At 70.2% G+C, this 3569-nt stretch carries 4 protein-coding genes; 2 read left to right on the top strand and 2 right to left on the bottom strand.

Annotation, left to right across the window (positions count from 1 at the left end):
* On the bottom strand, window positions 1-642 hold a 642-nt coding region (locus ACYVE9_RS19195; protein ID WP_461029117.1), incomplete at its 3' end, for an MFS transporter.
* A 165-nt stretch (window positions 643-807) separates the two neighbouring features.
* On the bottom strand, window positions 808-1416 hold the full coding sequence (locus ACYVE9_RS19200; protein WP_461029118.1) for a TetR/AcrR family transcriptional regulator: 609 nt from the start codon (window positions 1414-1416) through the stop codon (window positions 808-810).
* Window positions 1417-1486: 70 nt separating this feature from the next.
* Here ACYVE9_RS19200 and ACYVE9_RS19205 point away from each other — a divergent pair, with 70 nt between their 5' ends.
* Both ACYVE9_RS19205 and ACYVE9_RS19210 read left to right on the top strand, forming a co-directional pair.
* On the top strand, window positions 1487-2470 hold the full coding sequence (locus ACYVE9_RS19205; protein ID WP_461029119.1) for a DMT family transporter: 984 nt from the start codon (window positions 1487-1489) through the stop codon (window positions 2468-2470).
* Between the two features lie 48 nt (window positions 2471-2518).
* Window positions 2519-3569 (top strand): LacI family DNA-binding transcriptional regulator (locus tag ACYVE9_RS19210; protein ID WP_461029120.1); only part of this gene is annotated, 1051 nt, incomplete at its 3' end.

Here is a 3569-nt window from a genome sequence, read left to right on the forward strand (position 1 = left end):
CGGCGCGCGGTCGCCGGCCGGTGTGCGGTCGCCGGCCGGTGTGCGGTCCGGGCGGGACTCGGGCAGGCGGGCGAAGACCAGGACGGCGCAGACCGCGGTGAGTGTCGCCTCGCCGAGGAACAGCAGCAGGTAGCCGTGTTCGGCGATCAGGCCGGCGGCCGTCGCGGACACCGCGAACCCCAGGTTGATCGCCCAGTAGTTGAGCGCGAAAGCCCGGATGCGGTCGGCGGGGGCGACGATGTCCGCCATCATCGCCTGCACGGCCGGGCGGGACGCGTTGCTGGTCATGCCGACCAGGCAGGCCACCACGGCGATGGCGACCGGGTCTTCCATGAAGCCGAGCACGGCCACCGAGGCGGAGGTGCCGAGTTGGGACGCCAGCAGCGTGGGGCGGCGGCCCAGGCGGTCCGTCATGACGCCCGCGCCGACGGAGGACACCACGCCGCCCAGCCCGTACAGGGCGGCGACCAGACCCGCGTAGGTCGCCGAGTAGCCCCGGTCGACGGTGAGGTACATGGCGAGAAAGGTGGCGACGAAGCCGCCCAGCCGGTTCACCAGGGTGGACGTCCACAGCCACCAGAACTCGCGGGGCAGCCCGGCGAAACTCTCCCGGGTGGCGCGTCTCAGTGAGGTGATGGACATGCGAACCCCCGGCGGTAAGCGGTGAACCTGGCACCTGGAAGTTACTGACCGGAGCGCATGCCGCGCCATTCGATTGATGATCCCCGTCAAACGTCCCGCCACCTCCCGCCGGCCGGAGGCACGACGATCCCGAGGCTGCCCACTGGCCCTCTTCCAGGTGCCGCCTCACCGCTCCGCTGCGGCGTCCCCGGTGGTGGCGAGGAGGGCTTGCGCCTGTTCGCGGGCCCGGCCGATGGGGTCCGCGAAGACGTTCAGGCCGTGGGCGACGAGCGCTCCTTCGTGAAGCAGCATGAGTGTCCGGCCCAACGGGCCGGCCCCGTCCGGTGTGATGTCTCCGGCGAGGTCGGTGAACAGGGTGAGCATCCACTGCTTCTGCCCGGTGATGATCGGGTGGGCCGGGTGGGACGGATCGCTGATCTCGGCGTGCGCGTTGACCATGCTGCACCCCTTGGGGCTGTTCTTCGCCGACCACGCGCGTGAGGCGTCGAAGACGGCCAGGACGCGCGCTGTGGACGTCGGCTGTGCGGCGTCGAGGCACTGGGCGAGGAAGGCGCGCCAGCGTTCGTCACGATCCGCGAGGTACTCCACGACGATCTGCTCCTTGGAACCGAACCGGTCGTAGAGGGTCTTCTTCGTCACCCCGGCCTCGGCGGCGATCAGGTCCACCCCGACGGCATGGATGCCGCGCTCGTAGAACAGCCTCGCGGCGGCCTCCAGGACGCGCTGTGCGGCAGGCGTCATCGTGATCCGTCGCGGTCTCTCGGTAGTGCCCATGCCTCAGGAGTATACCGATCTGTATAGTCGGCCGATGGGTATACCGATCTGTTTAGTCGAGGGGTGAGGCATGAACTTCCTGTTGTCGACCGCCTTCGTGATCTGCTGGAGTTCCGGGTTCATCGGAGCCAAGCTCGGCGCGGGCAGCGCGTCCGCGGTCACGATCCTGATGTGGCGGTTCCTGCCGCTGGCCGTCATCCTGCTTGTCGTCGCCGCCGTCTCCAGGGCGTCGTGGCGGGGTCTCACGGTGCGTGACGTGGCCCGGCAGGCCGTGATCGGCGTGCTGTCGCAGAGCGGCTATCTGCTCACCGTCTACTACGCGATCCAACTCGGGGTCTCCAGCGGAACCACGGCTCTGATCGACGGCGTCCAGCCCCTCGTCGCCGGGGCGCTTGCCGGACCGTTGCTGCGTCAGTACGTCTCGCGCGAGCAGTGGCTCGGTCTGTGCCTGGGGGCGAGCGGCGTCGCCATCGTCACCATGGCTGATGCCGCGGCCGGCACCGGTGTGGCCTGGTGGGCCTACCTCGTCCCCTTCCTCGGCATGTTCTCGCTGGTGGCGGCCACGTTCCTGGAAGGGCGTTCCCGTGTACGGGTCGCGCCCGCGGTGTCGTTGACGGTCCACTGCGCCACCAGTGCCGTGGTCTTCACGGCGCTTGCCGTGGGCGCCGGAGCCGCGAAGCCACCCGCTGAGCTCTCGTTCTGGGTGGCGATCACCTGGCTCGTGGCCTTGTCGACCTTCGGCGGATACGGGCTCTACTGGCTCATCCTGAGGCGCTCCGGAGTCACCAGGGTCAACACGCTCATGTTCCTCATGGCCCCGGTCACGGCAGTCTGGGGAGCCCTCATGTTCGGCGAGACGTTCGGTCCGCAGACCGCTCTCGGCCTGGCCGTCGGCCTCGCGGCAGTCGTCATCGTCCATCGCGGTGACACCTCGTCCACCAGGGTGTGCGCGCGGGATGCGGACACGGGTGAGGTCGCGAAGCCGGCCGAGTGCGGCGGGGGGCGTCGAAGCGCTTCGACGGATGGTCTGGACAACCGCCCGCAGCCGTCCTAGAGTCGAGGTCGTAGGAATCGATGCGCTTCACTAGCCTGGGAGAGCCGCATGGTCACCCTCGCTGATGTCGCTCAGCATGCCGGAGTCTCCTCCAGCACGGTGAGTTACGTCCTCAGCGGCAAGCGGTCCATCTCCGCAGCCACCCGCGAGCGGGTCGAGCACAGCATCGCCACGCTCGGGTACCACCCCAACGCGGGGGCGCGGGCTCTCGCCAGCAACCGCTCGAACATCATCGCACTCATGGTGCCGCTGCGTACCGACATGTACGTGCCGGTGATGATGGAGATCGCGATCGCCGTCGCCACCACCGCCCGCACCTACGGATACGACGTGCTGCTCGTCACCGGCGAGGAGGGCCCCGCGGCGGTCCGCCGGATCGAGGGCAGTGCGCTGGCCGACGCGATGATCCTGATGGACGTCGAGTTGCAGGACGACCGTCTGCCACCCCTGCGGCAGACCGGCTGGCCGGCCGTGCTGATCGGCCTGCCCGCCGAGACCACCGGCCTCAGCTGTGTGGACCTGGACTTCGCGGCGGCCGGCGCGTTGTGCGCCGAGCACCTGGCCGGGCTGGGGCACCGGGAGATCGCCGTGATCGGCGAGGCCCCGGCCGTCTACGAACGTCGCACCGGCTTCGCCGAACGCACCCTGAACGGCCTGCGGGAACGCAGCCGGGAGCTGGGACTGCGCCTGCTGCACCGGCCCTGCGAGGGCAGTTACGCCGGGGTCGCCGCGACGCTGGCGAGGATCTACGAGGAGCGCCCCGGGGTCACGGCGTTCGTCGTGCAGAACGAGGCCGCCACCGATCCGCTGCTGGCACTGCTGCGGCAGCAGCGGCGGGCGGTGCCGGAGGACGTCTCGGTGATGGCCATCTGCCCCGACCAGGTCGCCGCGCACGCGTCGGTGCCGCTGACCTCCGTCGCTGTGCCCGCGCAGGAGATGGGCCGGTACGCCGTGGAGCAGATCGTCGCCAAGCTCAAGGGCCGAGGTTCCGACGAAGTGGTGCTGCTGCCGCCGGAGTTGACGGTGCGCGAGAGCACCGGCGCCCCCGCGCCGGCGGAGGCGCCGTCGCCCGCCCCGATCAGCCCGGCGGGCCCGGACC

The organism is Streptomyces sparsus (assembly GCF_054776295.1).

Bases quoted from the DNA above. Each gene is read 5' to 3' on its own strand.
- ACYVE9_RS19200 (WP_461029118.1), bottom strand. From the start codon at position 1,416: ATGGGCACTACCGAGAGACCGCGACGGATCACGATGACGCCTGCCGCA.
- ACYVE9_RS19205 (WP_461029119.1), top strand. From the start codon at position 1,487: ATGAACTTCCTGTTGTCGACCGCCTTCGTGATCTGCTGGAGTTCCGGG.